Origin of the sequence: Streptomyces cyaneochromogenes (assembly GCF_003963535.1) — a bacterium.
In the GTDB taxonomy this organism is placed as follows: domain Bacteria; phylum Actinomycetota; class Actinomycetes; order Streptomycetales; family Streptomycetaceae; genus Streptomyces; species Streptomyces shaanxiensis.
In genome coordinates, this window is record NZ_CP034539.1 from 1,093,424 (window position 1) to 1,110,051 (window position 16,628).

Genomic DNA, 16,628 nt, shown 5'->3' on the forward strand with positions numbered 1-16,628 from the left:
GTTCTCTGCGTGGGACTTAGCGTTCTGGTATGCGCGATGGACGGGGCGACCGGCGCGTCGAGAGGGGAAGTCGAATGTACGGGTCCGAGGTGGCCGAAGAGGAGGAGCGGCGCAAGAAGCACGCTCCTTGGGGCGTGATAGCGCTTGTGCTGCTGACCGGTCTCGCGCTCATTCGCAACGGGTCCGGGGAGTTCGAGGTGGGCCCGCCGCAGCCCGCGTCGGCGGCGGCCGCGGACCGCCAGGTGTCCGGCGGCGTCTTCGCCGGTGTGACGCAGCCGCTCCCGTACGCCCTGCCGGACCGGGTCCGCATCCCCTCGATCCAGGTCGACGCGCCGGTGATCCCGGTCGGCCTGGACGTGGACGGCTGGGTCGGCGCCCCGCCGCCGGAGGACCCGAACCTGGGGGGCTGGTTCACCGGCTCGGTGTCCCCCGGGGAGAAGGGCACCGCGGTGGTCGTCGGCCATGTCGACAACACCCAGGGTCCGGCCGTGTTCTACAGCCTCGGCGCGCTCAAGCGCGGAGGTCGCGTCGAGGTCTCCCGCCAGGACGGGAAGACGGCCGTTTTCGAGGTGTACGGCGTCGAGGTGTTCGCGAAGAACAACTTCCCCGGCGACCGGGTCTACGCGTCGAAAGGGAGCGCCGAATTGCGGGTCATCACGTGCGGTGGGGGTTTCTCGAAGCAGAACGGCTATGACGGGAACGTCGTCGCTTTCGCCAGCCTGGTCGAGGTCCGCTGAGCGTTCCTCGCCGGGCCGGCGAAATCCGCCCCATCTTCTTCCGGTCCCGTCAGGTGTACTGCCGTTGCGGTCAGGTGTACTTCCGTTCCGGCACGGTGACGAAATACCCGGAGTCCAGCAGCTGCGGCAGATAGGCGCGCAGGGCCAGGACGCTCTGGGTGCGGTCACCCCCGGCGTCGTGCGAGAGGACCACGACGCCGGGGGCGGCGCCGTCCTCGACCCGGTCGACGATCGTGCGGGTGCCGGGCGTGGTCCAGTCGAGGGTGTCGACGGTCCAGGCCAGCGGTTCCATGCCCAGGTCGGCGCCGAGTTGGAAGGTGGCGCGGTTCCAGGCGCCGTAGGGCGCGCGGAACCAGGCGGGGCGTTCGCCGTACGCCTCCTCGACGATGTCGCAGGTGCGTTCCATCTCGGCGCGGATCCGGCGGCGGCTGAGGCGGGTGAGCAGCGGGTGGGACCAGGTGTGGTTGCCGACGACGTGACCCTCGTCGGCCATGCGCGCCACGAGGTCCTTGTTCTCGGCGACCATCTCGCCGCACACGAAGAACATGGCGCGTACGTCGTACTCGCGCAGGGTGTCCAGGATGTACGGGGTGTAGCGGGCGTCGGGTCCGTCGTCGAAGGTCAGCACCATGGCGCGGCCGCGTCCGGACACGCGCAGGAACGGCTTGCGCCTGATGAGGGTCCGGCGGGGCGCCGCGCGGGGCGGGCCGTACCCCGTGAGGGGCTGGAGCCGGTGGGCGGAGGGCTTGAGCGCGCGAGACGCGTGCGGGCCCGCGGCCGGGGCGGCGGGCCGGATCGGCTCCTCGCCCGCGACCGACGCCAACCATCCGGCGGTGCCGGCGGCTCCGACGGCGGCGGCACCGGCGAGCAGCGCGCGGCGTCGCGTGAGCGAACGTGCGAGCGACTGATCCTTCGTCATGAATGATCAGTCGCCCGGTGAGGGACCGACGCACCACGTCGGCACCGGTACGGCGGCATCAAAACGCCCGACCGGCTCAGCACCGGCGCCCATGACGCCCGGTCAGCGGCGGCGGACCAGCGGGAACGGCAGGGTCTCCCGGATCGTCAGGCCGGTGAGGAACATGACCAGGCGGTCCACGCCGATGCCGAGGCCGCCGGTGGGCGGCATGGCGTACTCCAGGGCGTCGAGGAACTCCTCGTCGAGTTCCATCGCCTCGGGGTCCCCGCCGGTGGCGAGCAGGGACTGGGCGGTGAGGCGGCGGCGCTGTTCGACGGGGTCGGTGAGCTCGGAGTAGGCGGTGCCGAGTTCGGTGCCGAAGGCGACGAGGTCCCAGCGCTCGGCGAGCCGCGGATCCACCCGGTGCTGGCGGGTGAGCGGGGAGACGTCGGTCGGGAAGTCCTTGTAGAAGGTGGGCAGCTGGGTCCTCTCCTCGACGAGCCGCTCGTACATCTCCAGGACGACGTCGCCGTGGCCGTCGTCGGCCGTGTAGGGCACGCCCACACGGTCGCAGTGCCGGTGCAGCCTGAGCAGTTCGGTGTCGGGGTCGATCTCCTCCCCCAGCACCTCGGAGATCGCGCCGTACACCGTCTTGACCGGCCACTGCCCGGAGATGTCCCACTCCTTGCCGTCCTTGCGGGCGATCGGCGAGCCGAAGGCGGCGGTCGCGGAGCCCTGGATGAGCTCACGGACGAGGTCGAGCATCACGTCGTAGTCGGCGTACGCCTGGTAGGCCTCCAGGATCGTGAACTCGGGGTTGTGCTTGTAGTCGACGCCCTCGTTGCGGAAGGTGCGGCCCATCTCGAAGACCTTCTCCATGCCGCCGACGCACAGTCGCTTGAGATACAGCTCGGGGGCGATGCGCAGGTAGAGGTCGAGGTCGTAGGCGTTGATGTGGGTGGTGAAGGGGCGGGCGTTGGCGCCGCCGTGGATCTGTTGCAGCACCGGCGTCTCGACCTCGAGGTAGCCGCGCTCCAGCAGGCCCTGGCGCAGGGCCTGGACGGCGTGGGAGCGGGCGCGGACCACGTCGCGGGCGGCGGGGCTGGAGACCAGGTCGAGGTAGCGCATGCGCACCCTGGTCTCGGGGTCGGCGAGGCCGCGGCGCTTGTCGGGCAGGGGGCGCAGGCACTTGCCGATGAGCTGCCAGGAGGTGACGAAGACGGTGGGCTCGCCCTTGTCGCTGACGCCGGCCGGGCCGGTGGCGCTGATGAGGTCGCCGATGTCGGTGTCGGCGGTGAAGCGGTCGAGGGCGGCGCCGGAGTCCCCCCGGGTGAGGGCGAGTTGGTGGTCGCCGGACCAGTCGCGCAGGACGGCGAAGACGATGCCGCCGAAGTCGCGCACGAGCATGATCCGGCCGGCGACGGTGACCTGTTCGCCCGCGCGGACATCGGCGAGGGCGTGGGTGCGCGCCGGGATGCCCACCGGGTAGGGGTCCAGGCCGCCCGCGCGGAGCCGGTCGAGGGTGTGGTGCCGGATGCGGACCTGTTCGGGCAGGCCCGCATCCGGCCCGGCCGCCCCGGCCTCGTCCCCTCCGTCGAGGCCGAGCGCCGCCAGCGAGGGCAGTCCTTCGGTGGTCGCCGGACGCGGTCCGTTCCTCGGGTGCCCCTTTCTGCGGAGTTTGCGCAGCGACGGTACGGAGACGAATCCCTCGGCGATTGCGGAGGCGAGGCCGATGCGGGCGAGGGAGGCGGCCTCGCCGTAGCAGAGGAAGCGCGGGAACCACTGGGGGCGGTACTTGGCGTTGGAGCGGTAGAGGGCCTCCAGCTGCCACCACTTGGAGAAGAACAGCAGCAGGCGCCGCCACAGCCGCAGCACCGGTCCGGCGCCGATGCGGGCGCCCTCCTCGAAGACCGAGCGGAACACGGCGAAGTTCAGCGAGATCCTGCGGATGCCCATCTTCGGTGCCGCCGCGCACACGTCGGCGACCATGAACTCCATGACCCCGTTGGGGGCGCCCCGGTTACGGCGCATCAGGTCCAGGGAGATGCCCTCCCTGCCCCAGGGCACGAAGGAGAGCACGGCGAGCAGTTGGCCGTCCTCGCCGAGGGCCTCGACGAGCAGACAGTCGCCGTCGGCCGGGTCGCCGAGGCGGTCCAGGGCCATGGAGAAGCCGCGCTCGGTCTCGGTGTCGCGCCAGGCGTCGGCCTTGCGGGTCACCTCCTCCATCTCCGCCTCGCTGAGGGCGGAGTGGCGGCGGATACGGCAGTGGGCGCCGGTGCGCCGGACGCGGTGCACGGCCTGCCGGGTGACCCGCATGTCGCGGCCGTCGAGGTCGAAGTCCGGTACGTACAGGATCGCCTCGTCGCCGAGTTGGAGGGCGCCGAGTCCGGCGCGGGCGTAGGCCCGGGCACCGTCCTCGGAGGCGCCCATCGCGGCGGGCACCCAGGCGTAGCGGCGGGCCAGGTCCAGCCAGACGGCGATGGCGTGCGGCCAGGCCTCCCGGTCGCCCACCGGGTCCCCGCTGGCGAGGCACACTCCGGCCTCGACGCGGTAGGTGACGGCGGCCTTGGCGCTGGGTGAGAAGACGACGGCCTTGTCGCGCCGGGTGGCGAAGTAGCCGAGGGAGTCCTGGTCGCCGTACGCCTTGAGCAGGGCGCGGATGCGGGCCTCCTCGTCGTCGTGCAGGGCGGCCTCCATGCGCTGCGAGCGGAACAGGGTCGCGGCGGCGTTCAGCAGGGCGAGGGCGCCGAACAGGCCGAGCAGGAAGTACAGGGGGCGCGGTGGCCGCCCGTCGTAGGTGGTGCCGGAGACGAGGCCGCCGCAGACCCGGTCGGCGGCCCACGCCAGCCGCTGGCCGCGCGGCAGTGTGCCGGGGAACAGCTCGACGAGCCCCCAGCCGACGAGGATGCCCACGGCGAGGCCGACGACCAGGACGCCGAGGGCCCGGCGCAGGGCGGCGCGGCGGGAGGCGGCGTAGAACTCCTTGCGGGCGACGATGAGCAGGGCCAGGGCGAGGCTGCACACGATCAGGGACGGGACGTTGTCGGAGTAGTCGCCGAACGCCGTGCCGAGGGCGTCGGTCAGGACCAGCAGGCCCAGATAGACGACCACCAGCCACCAGGCGACCTTCTTGCGGGCCGCGGTCGCGGCGGCGAGCAGGAAGAGGAAGACGGCGTAGGCGAGGTTGGCGCTGACCGGGACGATGAGCTGGTCGAGGACGCGTACGACCGGACGGAGCGCGGTGCGCAGTGGCGGGATGAGGGCCAGCAGGACGCACAGCAGTCCGAGGGCGCCGAAGAAGGTCGCGTAACCCTCCGGCACCCTGCTGAGAAAGCCGTTCCCGGGCGGCCGTGTCCGGCCCGCGGTGTCCTTCGCCGGGGCGGCCTCCACGGTGGCACTCATGCTCCGACTGTAGGAAGCCTGCGGCCTCCTCGCCCGTCGAGAGCCCTCCGGTTCCGTGTGAGTGCCCTGCCCGGCGGCGGGACCTGCGGCTTCCGATAGCCTCCGTGCCGTGACGGATCAGCACTCGCACCAGTTCGAGCGGGGCACGGACGGGCCCAAGGTCATCGTGGTCGGGGTGGACGGCTCCGACTCCTCGTTCCGCGCGGCGGCCTACGCCGCGGGCCTGGCCCGACGGCAGCACGCCCTGCTCGCCGTCGTGTACGTGCAGCCGGTGATGGCGGCGGGCGCGGCCCTCGGGGTGCCGGTCGCGGAGACGACGGACGAGATCGCCGAGGGCCTGATCGCCGAGATCCGGGAGGCGACCGAGCGGGTCAAGGGGATATTCGACATCCGCTGGGAGTTCCACACCTTCCCCGGCGACCCCTACAACGGGCTGGTGCGGGCGGCGGACGACCTGAAGGCCGACGCCGTGGTGGTGGGCGCCTCCGAGCAGGCCGGGCACCGGATCGTCGGCTCCGTCGCGGTGCGGTTGGTCAAGGCGGGGCGGTGGCCGGTGACCGTGGTGCCGTAGCGGCATGGTGGCGTAGACCTGGGTGATGGATTCTCACCCCTTCGACGTCGACGCCTTCCTCCAGCGGCCGCTGACCGCGCGCATCGCGACGAACGGGCCGACGGTGCGCCCGGTCTGGTTCCTCTGGGAGGACGGCGCCTTCTGGATCCTGACCGGGCCGTGGGCACGGCTCCTCCAGCGGGTCCGGGACGACCCGGCCGTGGCTCTCGTGGTCGACGAGTGCGATCCGGCCACGGGGCTGGTGCGCCAGGTGATCGCGCGGGGCCGGGCCGAGGTCGTCCCGTTCGACGTCCCTCGGGGCCGGCGCAAGCTCGTCCGCTACCTGGGGCCGGACGAGGCCCGCTGGGACCCGAGGTTCGTGCGCTATCTGCACGACGACCCGGCCGAGCGCGGAACGGTGTGGCTGCGTCTGGAGCCGGCGTCGCTCAGCGTGCGGGACCTGAGTTACGCGGTCGCACACTGAGCCGACCGGGGTCAGAGGGTCCGCAGGAAGTCCAGCAGCCCTGAACCGGCAGGTCGGCGGCGATCTGACCCGACGCCGAACTCCGGGCGTGCACGCACGTGCTGAAGCAGATGCTGAAGACCTTCGACCACGGCGCGGACGCGGACTGACCGCTCGGCGCTACTCCCCCATCACCAGCCCGTCGTCCCCGGCCCCCCGGCTCAGCACGACATCCCTGATCCGGTCCCGCACGCCGCGCAGCTCGGCGCCCTGGGCCAGTGCCCGGTTGAGGTTGATCACCCGGCCGGCGTCGATGTCGAACAACTGCGGAATGAACTCCGCCTTCTCCACCTCCCAGCGCCGACCGGACCCCTCCGGCGGAGCGAAGGTGAAGCGGGCGAGGGTGGACTGGTTGCCACGCGGGTCCTGGACGCCCTGCTCGTTGTACATCGCGCCCGCGACCTGGTCGCCCATGCCGTAGACGACCCAGGTGCCGTTGACCTTCTCGTAGGCCTGCGGGACATGGGCGTGGGTGCCGAGGATCAGGTCGATGTCGGGCCGGTCGTCGTCGCCGGCGCCCGTGAGCTCACGGGCGAGGGCCACTTGCGAGCTGTCGGGATCGTCCTGCCATTCGGTCCCCCAGTGCAGCGATACGACGACCACGTCGGCACCCCCTTTCCGGGCGGCCCGGGCGTCGGCCTGGATCTTGGCCTTGTCGATCATGTTGACGGCCCAGGGCTGCCCCGGTGGCAGCGGGAAGCCGTTGACTCCGTACGTGTACGACAGATGCGCGACCTTGGCCGAGCCCGCGCGCAGCACCGTCACGGAGCGCGCCTCGCCCTCGGAGCGCGCCGTTCCCGTGTGCCGTACGCGCGCCTGGTCCAGGGCGTTGAGGGTGCGCAGGATTCCGGCGGCGCCGTCGTCGAGGCTGTGGCTGGAGGCGGTGGAGCAGGCGTCGTAGCCGGTGGCGGCGACACCTCGGGCGACCTCCGGCGGAGATTTGAAGGTGGGGTATCCGGTGTACTCGCCCCCCTCGCCGTAGACGGTCTCCATATGACACAGCGCCAGATCGGCGCGGGAGACCAGGGGCTGGACACCGGCCAGCATCGGGCGGAAGTCGTAGCCGGACCCGCCCGCGTCGAAACGCGCACGGTCGATGACCGAGGTGTGCGGAAGGATGCCGCCGGAGGCGACGAGCGTGAAGCTGCGGGGGTCGGCGGAGGCGCCCGGTTGCCCCGCCTTGCGGTTGTCGGCCTGGCATGCGGCGCCCGCGGCGAGGACGGCCGTCAGGGCCATGGCCACAAGTCGACTGCGTGCAATCATCAACTCACCCCGAGTGGTCGTATTACCCATCAATACGTATGAATCCGGACTCGACCGCAAACAATCCGGCCGCTTCCGTTAGCCCGTCCGGCCCGTCCCCGGTAGGCGGAAGGGACCGTTCGTCGTACCGTTCGCCGACGCGATCGACCGTCCGCCGCAGATCCCTGCGTGTGCCCTGTCCCACAGTGGCCGCCTGCGATGCCATACGGCCATGACGGCCGGAACCACCCTGACGAACGGGACGACGACCGCCGAGCACGAGCTCGCCGCGCTGCAGCGCGAGCACGGCCGGCCCCTCTTCGCGCTGCTGCTCCGGCTCTGCGACGGCGACCGGCAGCGCGCCGAGGACCTCGTGCAGGAGACGCTGGTGCGCGCCTGGCAGCATCCCGAGGCGCTGCGCGCGGACGACTTCGAATCCGTACGGCCGTGGCTGCTGACCGTCGGGCGGCGGCTCGCGATCGACGCGCGGCGGGCCCGGCAGGCGCGGCCGCCGGAGGTCGGGGACGCGATCCTGGAGAACGCGCGGGTGATGTCCGACCACGCCGAGCGGGCCGCCGAAGTGCTCGACGTCCGCGAGGCTGTGAAGACACTCACTCCCGAGCACCGTGAAGTCCTGGTGCTCGTGTACTTCCAAGGGGCGAGTGTTGCGGAGGCCGCGGAAACTCTTGGAATTCCGCCCGGTACCGTGAAGTCCCGCGCTTACTATGCGCTGCGCGCCCTGCGCAGGGTGCTTCCGGGATACGCGGCCGACCTGCGGTGAAACCGACGGCTTAGTCAAACCTCCGTAAAGCGCCTTGCTGAGGACACCGGTTGAGTAATCGGCTGTCCTCATCCGTGTTCCGGATTGGGCCCCAGGGTCCAAGGGCCCCGGGTCGGGCGACGCACTCACCGGAGGAAGGCAGGAAGGGATGCTGCACAGAGGTCAGGAGAGCACGGACGGCACCGGCGGCGGTGAACTCACCGTCCCCATGGCGTGGTTGTACGCCGAGTACATCGCCGACGAGCTGCTGCGCACCGGCGATCTCATGCCACCGACGTCCTTCGAGTTCCGCGCCGGGCGAGACGCCCTGGCGCTGACCATCTTCCTCTCCGACACCGACGGCGAGCTGTCCGGCATCCGGGTCGTCACCCAGCTGGAGACCTGGCTGTCGCTGACGGCGTACGACCAGCCGTGGCAGGACTGGGTGCGCGAGCGCATGGCGGGCCTCGCGGCCGAGGCGGCCGAGTCCGGCGGGCCCGCGCCCGACCTGGAGCTGGCCGAGGCGGCCTGGCGCTGGCTGCAGGAGACGGAGCTGCTCGCGCCCGATCTGAACGCGGTCCCCGGCGGTGGTGCGCTGGTCGGCGAGGACGAGGGGCCGAAGGTGTGGACGCCCGCGTGGCAGCTCGGGCTGCCGCTCGGGCACCTCGCCATCCATCTTTTTTGAGTTCTTTTCTCCTCGGACCAATCCTCGTCCCCGGCCGCTCCGAATCCCTTGGTTGCGATTCTGTGTAGGCCTTGAGTGATTCGACTGCCTGGTGCGTACCAGTGGGCGCAAGGAGTAACACACCCCACACCCAACGGCACGAGGATTCGGCATGAGGTCCCTGGAGAGGCATCGCGACGTCGCCGCGTACGCGCTCGGCGTGCTGACCGAGGCGGAGGCATTCCGCTTCGAGGACCACCTCATGGAGTGCCCGCGCTGCGCGGCACACGTGACCGAGTTCGGGCCTGTGACCCGCCAGTTGCTGCTGTACCGGCGGTCCACGCCCCAGTTCGTGCACCCCATGGCCAAGCCCGGCCCGCAGATGCTGAACCGGCTGCTGGAGGCGGTGGCGGCCCGCCATCGCGCCCTGCGCCGACGCACGCTGTACGCGGTGGCGGCCTCGGTGGTGATCGCCCTCGCCGGGCCCGCGGTCGCGTTGATGGGCGGCGGCGACGAGCAGGCCGGCCAGGTCGTCCAGGCGACCGACGCACGGTCGGGTGTGTGGGCGCAGGTCACAACCGAGAACGAGCTCTACGGAAGCCAGGTGGAGCTGAAGGTGAAGGACGGCGCGGGTCCGCGCGCCTGCCACCTGATCGCCATCGGCCGGGACGGCTCGGAGGAGACCGTGACCAGTTGGCACGCCGCCGACCATGACGCCCGTGAGAACACCATGACGGGGGCCTCGGCGATGCACACGGACGAGATCGTGCGCTACGAGGTACGGACGGCGAGCGGCGAGCACCTGGTGACGCTCAAGTCCCAGTAGGCCCGTGCTCGACCGTCCGGTCCCGGGCTACTTCAGCAGCCTCGACATCCTGCGGTCCGCCAGCGGCTTTCCGCCCGTCTGGCAGGTCGGGCAGTACTGGAGCGAGGAGTCGCTGAAGGAGACCTCCCGGACGGTGTCGCCGCACACCGGGCACGGTTCGCCGGTGCGGCCGTGGACGCGCAGGCCGCTCTTCTTCTCGGCCTTCAGCCGCCCGGCCGCCACCCCGCGCGAACGCTCGACCGCCTCGGTGAGAGTCGTCCGCAGGGCCTCGTACAGCCTCGCCGTCTCCTCGGCTGTCAGTGACGACGCCAGCTTGAAGGGGGACATCCGCGCCACGTGCAGGATCTCGTCGCTGTAGGCGTTGCCGATCCCGGCGATGAGGCTCTGGTCGCGCAGGGCGCCCTTGATCTGCCGCCGCTCGTCCTTGAGCAGGGCCGCGAAACGCGTCTCGTCGAAGTCCTCGGCAAGCGGGTCCGGGCCCAGCCTGGCCACGCCGGGGACCTGCTGGGGGTCCTGGACGAGGTAGACCGCGAGGCGCTTTTGCGTGCCGGCCTCCGTCAGGTCGAAGCCCGCGCCGGTCTCCAGGGCCACGCGCAGCGCGAGCGGGCCCTTGCCGGGGCGGGGCATGCCGCTCGGCAGCTGGTCCTTCCAATGCAGCCAGCCGGCCCGGGCCAGATGGGTCACCAGATGCGGGCCGTCCGCCGTGGCGAGGTCGAGGAACTTGCCGTAGCGGTGCACGGCGGTGACCTCGTGGCCCTCGACGGCGGTGACCGGCGGGTCGTACGTCTTGAGGACGCTGATCGCGACGGGAAGCACGCGGACGATCTCGTGGCCGACCAGGTTCTCGGTCAGGAAGTCCTTGAGCGCTTCGACCTCGGGGAGTTCCGGCATAGGTCCAGAGTGCCACCCGGCACCGACAGCGCCAGGCCTGTCCCTCATACGCCGGGCCGCTCCGGCGCCACGAACTCACACCACACCGCCTTGCCGCCGCCGCGCGCCTCCACGCCCCACACGTCCGTGAGCAGGTCGACGAGGAGCAGGCCGCGGCCGGAGACGCCGGACTCCCCGGCCTCCCGGCGGCGGGGCAGGGCGCTGGAGGAGTCCTCGACCTCGACACGCAGCCGGCGCTCGGAGCCGGCGAGGACCCGCAGGGTCACGATGGCGGAGCCCTCGGTGTGCATCAGGGCGTTGGTGATCAGCTCGTCGGCGACCAGTTCGATCTCGTCGGCCCGGTCTTCGGCGCCCCAGGCACGCACCGCGGCGCGGATCATGTGCCGGGCCGCGGTGAGGGCCTCGGGGTCGCCGGGGGCGACGTGCTGCTGGAGGCGGCCGCCGGACTGCGGGGCGTCCAGGACGCGGCGGCGGAGCAGGAGGAGGGCCACGTCGTCGTCGCCGCCGCGTTCCTCGGCCACGTCGATGAGGCGGTTCGCGAGGTCCCGTACGTCGTTCGGGCCGGTGGCGATGAGCGCGGTGAGGGTCTGCATGCCGTCGTCCAGGTCGGCGCCGGGCAGTTCCACCAGGCCGTCCGTGCACAGGAGCAGGGTGTGGTCGGAGTCCAGCTCGATCGTGCCGACCGGGTACTCGAGCCGCCCGAACTCCGCGGACAGGCCGAGCGGCAGCCCGCCCTCGACCTGGACGCGGCGGCAGGCGCCGCCGGGCTCCCTGATCAGCGGGTCGATGTGGCCGGCCCGGACCACCTGTACGACTCCGGTGGACAGGTCGGCCTCCGCGTACAGGCAGGTCGCGAAGCGGTCGGTGTCCAGTTCGTGCAGGAACACGGAGGCGCGGGCCATCACGGTGGCCGGGGTGTGCCCCTCGGCGGCGTAGGCGCGCAGGACGATGCGGAGCTGTCCCATCACGGCGGCGGCGTGCGTGTCGTGGCCCTGGACGTCGCCGATGACGGCGCCGACCCGGCCGCCCGGCAGCGGGATCAGGTCGTACCAGTCACCGCCGATGTCCCGGCCCAGGGAGCCCGCGGCACCTGCGGCCCGATAGCGGACGGCGACGTCGGCGCCGGGGACGCTGGGGATGGTGCGCGGCAGCATCGCCTGCTGCAGGTCGGTGGCGAGGTCCTTCTCCTGCTCGTAGAACATGGCCCGCTGCAGGCTCTGCGCGATGCTGCTGCCGAGGGCGACGAGCACGTTGCGGTCCTCGGTGGAGAAGCCGTCCCGGTCGCTGTAGAGCAGTCCGATCGCGCCGATCGGCCGGGCCTGGGCGATCAACGGCAGATAGGCCGCTGCCGTGATGTTGAGGTCGGTGATGTGCGGCCAGAGGATCGGGTAGCTGTCCGCGAACTCCTGCGGCGACTCGATGAACCGGGGGCTGAGGGTCCGTACGACCTCGCTCATCGGGTACTGCTCGTCTATTCGGGTGACCAGGGTGCCGGGCACGAAGCTGCCGGCGGGGCCCTCGGCGACCAGCCGGATGCGGCCGGCCTCGACCAGGCCCATGACCAGGCTGGTGGCGCCGAGGTTGCTCAGGCCGTGGGTGTCCTTGAGGACGTCGATGACGTCCTGGACGGTACGGGCGTGCGCGAGGGCGGCCGTGGTGAGCTGGACGACGCTGGTCTGCCGGCGCCGTGCCTCGTCCTCGGCGGCCTGCTCGCGCCTCTCCTCGCTCTCGGCGAGTTCGTCGGTGGCGTCGCGCACGATGCCGATGATGCGGCGCGGGCGGCCCGTCTCGTCCCGGCGGATGTAGCCCTGGGTGTGGGTCCAGCGCAGGGTGCCGTCGCGGCAGCGGATGCGAAAGTAGGCGCCGTAGTTCTCGCTGCCGTCCTTCATGGCCTTGGAGACCATGCCGTCCAGCCGGTAGCCCTCCGGCGGGGGCACGCGGATGGCCAGGGTGGCGGGGTTTCCGTCGTATTCGTCAGGGCGCAGATCGAACACCTCGTGGGCCTGGGCGTCCATGTGGAACACGCCGGTGTCCAGGTCCCAGTCGAAGGTGCCCATGCGATTGAGCGCCAGAATCGGGTCCGGGTGAGCGGGCCAGTCGTCCGGGAGGGACAGGGCGCTCGCTCCCCGATCAACCATGGGGCCACCTTGCCAGGCTTTGCCGGAATCTTCGACTGGGGCGACGGAACTGGTTCCGCCGGACGCGGGGTCTGTCCACGTGCGTCGGTCAGCCGTCGAAGACGTCGGTGGGGCTGCCGAAGACGCTGTCGGTGGTGCGCGGCCCGTCGGGGATCAGCCCGCCGCCGTCGGGCCGGTCGGGGGACTCGGGGACGGCTTCGGGGCCGGTCTGCTCCGAGGATTCCGACGCGTCCGGGGAGTCCGGAGCGTCCGGGGAGTCCGGAGCGTCCGGGGTGTTCGGTGACTTCGGAGCATCGGGTGAACTCGGCGACGGCTTCGGTTCGGTGCCGGAGTCGGGAGCGCTGGGCGACGCGGGCGTCGCGGTGGCCGTCGGGCAGTCCGCCGGGCCGGTGCCCCGCGCGTTCGACGCGTCCGACGCGTTCTCGGGGTCAGCGTGTCCTCGGTGACGCCCGGGACGACGGGGGCCGTCGGCGTCACGCAGTCGGCCGGGGAGGTGGGCTCGCCGGACAGGGGCGTCCTGCCGTCCGCGCCGGGCGAGTCGCTGTCGTCCGGGTGCGGAGACGGAACCGGAGTCGGGCTCACCGGCTTCGGCCGCGGCAGGACATGGTCGCGGTCGTGCCCGCGATGACCGACGGGCCGCTCGATCCAGGTGTTGTCGGCGAGGTCGATGATCGTGATGTCGGTGATCACCTGGTTCGTCGGGGCCACCACGACGACCCGGTCCGGCCGGTATCCGGACCAGGAACGACCGCCGCTACCCGGACGGCCCGGATCGCCCGGCAGACCGACGGCCGGGGCGAGCGGGTTGCCGCAGGCGCAGCGGACGCGGGGCATACCGTGGCCGTCGACCAGGACGGCGGTGCCGGCCTGCAGGACGGACTGGTAGCCGGTCCCGCGTCCGTCGCGGAACCCGTGGTCGGTGACCCGGGTGTCCGCGCGCAGCACGACCGGGGTCAGGCCCCGCAGACAGGCGGGTATGGAGGCCTGGGTGATGCCCGAGGCCGCCGCGAAGACGCGTCCCCTGGCCCCGCCGGAGGTGAGGTGGTCGATCTGGCGCCGCACATCACAGCTGCCGGTCCCCCGGGTGCCGCCGTAGAGGCCGGGTGTGCCGCCGGACAGGTGCTGTGGTCCGGTCCGGCCGGAGCGCGCCGGCTGCGGCGTTCGAGTGACCGGAGACAGGGCGGCCGGGGCGGTCGCCGTGGAATCCGTGAAGGGATCCGGCCCCTTGGCCGCCGCGGGTTCGAGGATGACGTCCCGGCCGGCGTCGGTGTCCTTGTCCCCGCCGCTGCCCCAGCCGGCGACGAAGAGCACTGTCGGGAGCGCGCAGGCCGTGACGATGGCTCCGGTTGATGTCCGCACCACGCCCTCCCGCCTGCTCTCGGGCAGTTCGGCACCATTGTCTGTTTCACTCACTCGGGTTACGCAAGCGGAGAGGTGGTATACGGAGAGTCACATGCGTCTCGGCGCGCCATGGGGCTCGGCGCGACAATGAGGAAGGGAGAGAACGGCCGTGGACTGGTTCATCGCACCGGACTACTGGACGAGCCGGCTGGTCTTCCAGCGGGCTCTGGCCGCCGTGTACCTCGTCGCGTTCCTCACGGCGGCCCTGCAGTTCCGGGCGCTGCTGGGCGAGCGCGGCATGCTGCCCGTACCGCGCTTCGTCGAGCGGGTGCCCTTCCGGGCCGCCCCGAGCCTGTTCCACCTCCACTACTCGGACCGCTTCTTCGCGGCCTGCGCCTGGTCGGGATGCGCGGTGTCGGTGGCGCTGCTGGCCGGGCTGGACTCCGTGGTGCCGTTGTGGGGCGCCATGCTGCTGTGGCTGCTCCCGTGGGCGCTGTACCTGTCGATCGTGAACGTCGGCCAGACCTGGTACTCGTTCGGCTGGGAGTCCCTGCTGCTGGAGGTCGGCTTCCTCGCCGTCTTCCTGGGCAACGACGAGGTGGCGCCGCCGGTCGTGGTGCTGTTCCTGCTGCGCTGGATCCTGTTCCGCGTCGAGTTCGGCGCGGGCCTGATCAAGATGCGTGGCGACGCCTGCTGGCGGAAGCTGACCTGTCTGGACCACCATCACGAGACCCAGCCGATGCCGGGCCCGCTGAGCTGGTTCTTCCACCATCTGCCCAAGCCCCTGCACCGTGTGGAGGTGGCCGCCAACCACGTCACACAACTGGCTGTGCCCGTCCTCCTCTTCACCCCTCACCCGATCGCGACGGCCGCCGCCTCGCTGATGATCCTCACCCAGCTGTGGCTGGTCCTGTCGGGCAATTTCTCCTGGCTGAACTGGATCACCATCGTGCTGGCCCTGTCGGCGGTCCGGTTCCCCAGCGATCCGCCGGCCGTATCCGACACACCGCTGTGGTTCGAGGTCGTGGTCCTCGCGGTCGCCGTGCTCCTCGTCGGCCTCAGCTACCACCCGGTCGCCAACATGATCTCCCGCCGCCAGGTCATGAACCGTTCCTTCGACCCGCTCCATCTGGTCAACACCTACGGCGCGTTCGGCACCGTCAGCAGGATCCGGTACGAGGTGGTGATCGAGGGCACCGCCGACGACGTACCGCGTGAGGAGTCGGACTGGCGGGAGTACGAGTTCAAGGGCAAGCCGGGCGATCCCCGGCACTGGCCGCGGCAGTTCGCGCCCTACCATCTCCGGCTGGACTGGCTGATGTGGTTCGCCGCGCTGTCGCCCGCGTACGCCGGGTCCTGGTTCGGCACGCTGGTGGAACGGCTCCTGGAGAACGACCGCGCCACACTGAAGCTGCTGCGCCGCTCGCCGTTCCCGTCCGACGCGCCGCCCCGCTACATCCGCGCCCGCCTCTTCCGCTACCGGTACACGACCTGGCGTGAGCTGCGGGAGACGGGCGCTTGCTGGGAGCGGACGTATGTGCGGGAGTATCTGCCGCCTACGCGGTTGGCGGGGGTGGCTCAGCGGAGCTGACGGGGGCCTGCCTCCCCGCGAGGAGGGAGGCCGACAGCGGCACGAGTGTCGTCGGCATGTCCACGGGAGGAGCCGCCTGCGTGGGCGTGGACGCGGGTTCCGGGCGGGTGCGCTCCTCGCCCGGAGAGACGGGTCGCGGAACGCCGCCGTTCAGTTGATCACGAACCATGCCACTGCCGTTTCTGTCGGGGACGCCTGGGTGAGGAGAACGGTGAACGAGCCGGCCGCCGGGTCGGGGACGGCGGCGCGTACGGCCACGCCGCGCTTGTCCTCCTGAACGGTGGCGAGGATCATGCTCGCCGGCCCGATGGTCGGGCCCGTCACGGTGATCCGGTCCCTGCCCGCCGGGACGGTGGCCCGGCCGCTGGAGCTGAAGACGGCGGTTCCCTGGACCTCGAGCGCGGTGGATCCGGAGTTCGCCGCGGTGGCGTACACGCCGACGCCGCCGGAGTTGGCCGACGTGGCGCCGAACACTCCGATCGCGCCCTGGCCGAGCCCGTTGCCCTCGACGCCTATGCCGTGGTCGGTGACGCCGCGACCGATGACGCCGATCCTTCCGTCGCCCCACACTCCGACTCCGGCGAAGCCGAAGACGCCGTAACCACCGTTGAGGCCATGGCGGTTGTAAGCCTGGACGCCGAAGCCCCGCTGGTCGCTCGCATCGCCGACGACTCCGGCGCTGGAGCCGGTCCCACGGACGCCGAGTCCGCGCGGGGCCTGTCCGTGGACGCCGGTGCCGGCGCTCACGTCCTCGCCGTAGACCGCGGTCCCCGAGGAGGAGACGCCGTGGACGCCGGAACCGCCCCTGCCGGAGGCGCCGTAGACGCCGTCGCCGTCATAGCTGTACCCCCGCACGGCGGTGCCCTTGAAGGAGACGCTGTAAAGGCCGTCACCTCCGGGGGCCTCCTGGCCGTGCTGGGCCCCGAAGAGGTACAGGCCGGTTCCGTCGGCCCGTCCCTGCGCGTGGTTCACCAACTGTGTCGCGCTGTCCTCCATGTTGTTCTTCCACGCACCCGAGCCCTGGATGATGGGTTGCCCGTCCGCCATGTCGCCCCCGGTTCCCTT

The 16,628-nt window shown here is 71.6% G+C and carries 14 protein-coding genes; 7 read left to right on the top strand and 7 right to left on the bottom strand.

Annotated elements, in window-relative coordinates:
* The first annotated feature begins 74 nt into the window (after positions 1-74).
* Complete coding sequence (locus EJ357_RS04665; protein WP_126388882.1) at positions 75-737, top strand: class F sortase; 663 nt, start codon at positions 75-77, stop codon at positions 735-737.
* A gap of 70 nt (positions 738-807) precedes the next feature.
* Here EJ357_RS04665 and EJ357_RS04670 read toward each other — a convergent pair whose 3' ends face one another.
* Positions 808-1,656 (bottom strand): polysaccharide deacetylase family protein, encoded by an 849-nt coding sequence (locus EJ357_RS04670; RefSeq protein WP_126388883.1) that lies wholly within the window; start codon positions 1,654-1,656, stop codon positions 808-810.
* A gap of 102 nt (positions 1,657-1,758) precedes the next feature.
* A complete protein-coding gene (gene lysX, locus EJ357_RS04675; protein ID WP_126388885.1) occupies positions 1,759-5,037 on the bottom strand; it encodes a bifunctional lysylphosphatidylglycerol synthetase/lysine--tRNA ligase LysX in 3,279 nt (1,092 codons plus the stop codon).
* Between the two features lie 109 nt (positions 5,038-5,146).
* Between lysX and EJ357_RS04680 the strand changes: the two genes are divergently transcribed.
* Both EJ357_RS04680 and EJ357_RS04685 read left to right on the top strand, forming a co-directional pair.
* Entirely contained in the window at positions 5,147-5,608 is a 462-nt protein-coding gene (locus EJ357_RS04680) for a universal stress protein (protein ID WP_126388887.1), read from the top strand.
* Between the two features lie 25 nt (positions 5,609-5,633).
* A complete protein-coding gene (locus EJ357_RS04685) occupies positions 5,634-6,071 on the top strand; it encodes a pyridoxamine 5'-phosphate oxidase family protein (protein WP_126388889.1) in 438 nt (145 codons plus the stop codon).
* Between the two features lie 159 nt (positions 6,072-6,230).
* Here the strand turns inward: EJ357_RS04685 and EJ357_RS04695 are convergent, their stop codons facing one another.
* Positions 6,231-7,373 (bottom strand): CapA family protein, encoded by a 1,143-nt coding sequence (locus EJ357_RS04695; RefSeq protein ID WP_126388891.1) that lies wholly within the window; start codon positions 7,371-7,373, stop codon positions 6,231-6,233.
* Positions 7,374-7,584: 211 nt separating this feature from the next.
* Between EJ357_RS04695 and EJ357_RS04700 the strand changes: the two genes are divergently transcribed.
* The 3 genes from EJ357_RS04700 to EJ357_RS04710 all read left to right on the top strand — a co-directional run bounded on the left by EJ357_RS04700 (position 7,585) and on the right by EJ357_RS04710 (position 9,602).
* A complete protein-coding gene (locus tag EJ357_RS04700; protein WP_126388893.1) occupies positions 7,585-8,133 on the top strand; it encodes a sigma-70 family RNA polymerase sigma factor in 549 nt (182 codons plus the stop codon).
* A 148-nt stretch (positions 8,134-8,281) separates the two neighbouring features.
* Positions 8,282-8,797, top strand: coding sequence for a hypothetical protein (locus tag EJ357_RS04705; protein WP_126388895.1), 516 nt, complete (start codon positions 8,282-8,284; stop codon positions 8,795-8,797).
* 151 nt (positions 8,798-8,948) lie between these two features.
* Positions 8,949-9,602: an anti-sigma factor family protein gene (locus tag EJ357_RS04710; protein WP_126388897.1), complete on the top strand. Its 654-nt coding sequence runs from the start codon at positions 8,949-8,951 to the stop codon at positions 9,600-9,602.
* A 27-nt stretch (positions 9,603-9,629) separates the two neighbouring features.
* Here the strand turns inward: EJ357_RS04710 and EJ357_RS04715 are convergent, their stop codons facing one another.
* From EJ357_RS04715 to EJ357_RS04725, 3 genes are all read right to left on the bottom strand, one after another.
* Positions 9,630-10,493 carry an Fpg/Nei family DNA glycosylase gene (locus EJ357_RS04715; protein ID WP_126388899.1) on the bottom strand — a complete coding sequence of 288 codons (864 nt, stop codon included), beginning with the start codon at positions 10,491-10,493 and terminating at the stop codon, positions 9,630-9,632.
* Between the two features lie 44 nt (positions 10,494-10,537).
* On the bottom strand, positions 10,538-12,631 hold the full coding sequence (locus tag EJ357_RS04720; RefSeq protein ID WP_126388901.1) for a SpoIIE family protein phosphatase: 2,094 nt from the start codon (positions 12,629-12,631) through the stop codon (positions 10,538-10,540).
* A 153-nt stretch (positions 12,632-12,784) separates the two neighbouring features.
* A complete protein-coding gene (locus tag EJ357_RS04725; RefSeq protein ID WP_228472968.1) occupies positions 12,785-14,044 on the bottom strand; it encodes a DUF6777 domain-containing protein in 1,260 nt (419 codons plus the stop codon).
* A 97-nt stretch (positions 14,045-14,141) separates the two neighbouring features.
* On the opposite strand from EJ357_RS04725, the gene EJ357_RS04730 reads away from it, so the two are divergent.
* Entirely contained in the window at positions 14,142-15,563 is a 1,422-nt protein-coding gene (locus EJ357_RS04730) for a lipase maturation factor family protein (protein ID WP_126388903.1), read from the top strand.
* Between the two features lie 150 nt (positions 15,564-15,713).
* Here EJ357_RS04730 and EJ357_RS04735 read toward each other — a convergent pair whose 3' ends face one another.
* Positions 15,714-16,610 (bottom strand): hypothetical protein, encoded by an 897-nt coding sequence (locus tag EJ357_RS04735; protein ID WP_126388906.1) that lies wholly within the window; start codon positions 16,608-16,610, stop codon positions 15,714-15,716.
* Between the last annotated feature and the right edge of the window lie 18 nt (positions 16,611-16,628).

Bases quoted from the DNA above. Each gene is read 5' to 3' on its own strand.
- EJ357_RS04735 (WP_126388906.1), bottom strand. From the start codon at position 16,610: ATGGCGGACGGGCAACCCATCATCCAGGGCTCGGGTGCGTGGAAGAAC.
- EJ357_RS04665 (WP_126388882.1), top strand. From the start codon at position 75: ATGTACGGGTCCGAGGTGGCCGAAGAGGAGGAGCGGCGCAAGAAGCAC.
- lysX (WP_126388885.1), bottom strand. From the start codon at position 5,037: ATGAGTGCCACCGTGGAGGCCGCCCCGGCGAAGGACACCGCGGGCCGG.
- EJ357_RS04705 (WP_126388895.1), top strand. From the start codon at position 8,282: ATGCTGCACAGAGGTCAGGAGAGCACGGACGGCACCGGCGGCGGTGAA.
- EJ357_RS04685 (WP_126388889.1), top strand. From the start codon at position 5,634: ATGGATTCTCACCCCTTCGACGTCGACGCCTTCCTCCAGCGGCCGCTG.
- EJ357_RS04715 (WP_126388899.1), bottom strand. From the start codon at position 10,493: ATGCCGGAACTCCCCGAGGTCGAAGCGCTCAAGGACTTCCTGACCGAG.
- EJ357_RS04695 (WP_126388891.1), bottom strand. From the start codon at position 7,373: ATGATTGCACGCAGTCGACTTGTGGCCATGGCCCTGACGGCCGTCCTC.
- EJ357_RS04720 (WP_126388901.1), bottom strand. From the start codon at position 12,631: ATGGTTGATCGGGGAGCGAGCGCCCTGTCCCTCCCGGACGACTGGCCC.
- EJ357_RS04710 (WP_126388897.1), top strand. From the start codon at position 8,949: ATGAGGTCCCTGGAGAGGCATCGCGACGTCGCCGCGTACGCGCTCGGC.
- EJ357_RS04670 (WP_126388883.1), bottom strand. From the start codon at position 1,656: ATGACGAAGGATCAGTCGCTCGCACGTTCGCTCACGCGACGCCGCGCG.
- EJ357_RS04700 (WP_126388893.1), top strand. From the start codon at position 7,585: ATGACGGCCGGAACCACCCTGACGAACGGGACGACGACCGCCGAGCAC.